Here is a 1,691-nt window from a genome sequence, read left to right as displayed (position 1 = left end):
GCTTTATGTGCGGGTGGGTCTGAAGTGGTGGTTGCGTCGGGGTGTTTGGCGGGGGTCGAGGTGGGGTGGGGGTGTGAACCATGGCACGCCGGTTTCGGTGGTGATGGTCCAGTGTTCTTTGTGGATGACGTGGTGGTGGTGGCTGCAGAGCAGGGTGCCGTTGTCGGTTGAGGTGGTGCCTTCGTTGGTCCAGTAGGTGATGTGGTGGGCTTCGCACCAGGGTGCGGGGATGGTGCAGTCGGGGAAGGCGCAGCCTTGGTCGCGGGCGATGATGGCTTTGCGGATGTGGGGCGGGAAGATCCTGGTGGTGCGGCCGATGTCCAGGACGCGGCCCTCGCTGCCGAGCAGGACGGGGATGATGTCGGCGTCGCAGGCGATTTTGCGGATGGCCGTGGGGTGGATCGGGCCGTGGAACGTGGCGGTTCCGGTGCCGGGCCGGGCGTTTGCTGCGCCGGGGTTCGGGGTGCCGGGGTTTGGGGTGCCGGGGGTGTGGTGTTGGAGGCGGTTGAGCAGGTCTTGGTAGTCGATGGTGACCATGACCTGGGGGCGGAGGCCGCCGTTGGCCGGCAGTTCGCCGGTGGCCAGGGCGATACTGCAGGCGCCGACGAGTCCGTCGAGGAGTTTCTGCGGGCGGGAGCGGGGGTCCAGGCCGGGGTGCGCGCCCTCGCTGTTGCTGTCGCCGCCCGTGCCGGTGTCCCCTGAATCCGGGCCCTGTGCTCCCTCGCCGCCGGTGCCGGTGCCGGTGCCGGTGTGGTGTTGGAGGCGGGGGTTGGCGGCGGTGTTCATGGCGGTGGCGAGGGTTTCGATTTGTTCGGCGGTGGCGAAGATTTCCAGGTGGTGCAGGCCGTGGCGGGGTGTGCGGATGAATGCTCCTTGGCGGTGGCGCAGTTCTTCCTCGCTGGGTTCGGTTCCGTCCTGGTCGATGGCGTCGACCCAGCGTTTGGCCATCCGGTGCACGAAGTCGGGATCGCTTTCCAGGGCGGTCCGGGTCAGGGAGTGTTCCATCTGCCCGATGGTGTCCGGGTCGGCGTGGTGGCGTACCTGGTCCAGGGCGATGCTGATGAGGGTGGCCGAGCGGGACGGCACGGCCGCGGCGGACAGGGCCGCGGCGAGGACCGGGTGGCGTGCGGGGAGGTCTTGTCCGGTGATTCCTGTCTGCGGGAGCACGCTTTCGGCCAGGGTGAGCCGGCGCCGTGCTTCGCTGATGCCGATCCGCAGCCTGGCGCGCAGGAATTCGGCGGCGTTCCGGTACCCGTCATGGACCGGGTGGGCGGCTTCGGCGACGCCGGCCACGGACCCCGGCGCACCTGCCGCGGTTGCCGTGTCGGCGTCAGTTCCCGCATCGGCGTCAGTCGCCGCGTCGGCCGTGTCTGCCGTGCCGCTTGTGGTGGGTTCGGTCCAGCCGGTCCTCCACCCCGGAGCCGGGCAGGTGTGCCGTGCGGCCTGGGCTTCGCGCCGTGTCCGTTCCACGGCCTGGGCCGCGAGGATCTGCAGGAACTCCACCGTCCGGGCGATCTCCTCGACCCGGCCGGCGAAATCCGCGGCTTCAGGGAAACCGAACAGGCGGGTGCCGGCGGGAGCGGTTGAGCGCAGCGCATCCATCACCGCCACCGCCTGATCAAGACCGCCCGCGGGCAGCGGCCCGCCGGCCGCCGGGCTTTGGAACCGGACCGGGTTTGGGTGCTGCGCAG

At 70.3% G+C, this 1,691-nt stretch carries 1 protein-coding gene; it reads right to left on the bottom strand.

Annotated elements, in window-relative coordinates; genetic code table 11:
* Positions 1-3: 3 nt before the first annotated feature.
* Positions 4-1,691 (bottom strand): HNH endonuclease signature motif containing protein (locus KNN17_RS22220; RefSeq protein WP_372489723.1); only part of this gene is annotated, 1,688 nt, incomplete at its 5' end.

The sequence above is a fragment of the Arthrobacter bambusae genome (assembly GCF_022606295.1).
Lineage (GTDB): Bacteria > Actinomycetota > Actinomycetes > Actinomycetales > Micrococcaceae > Arthrobacter > Arthrobacter bambusae_A.
The sequence above is the reverse complement of the archived record's forward strand: the minus strand, read 5'-3'. Positions and strand labels throughout refer to the sequence as shown.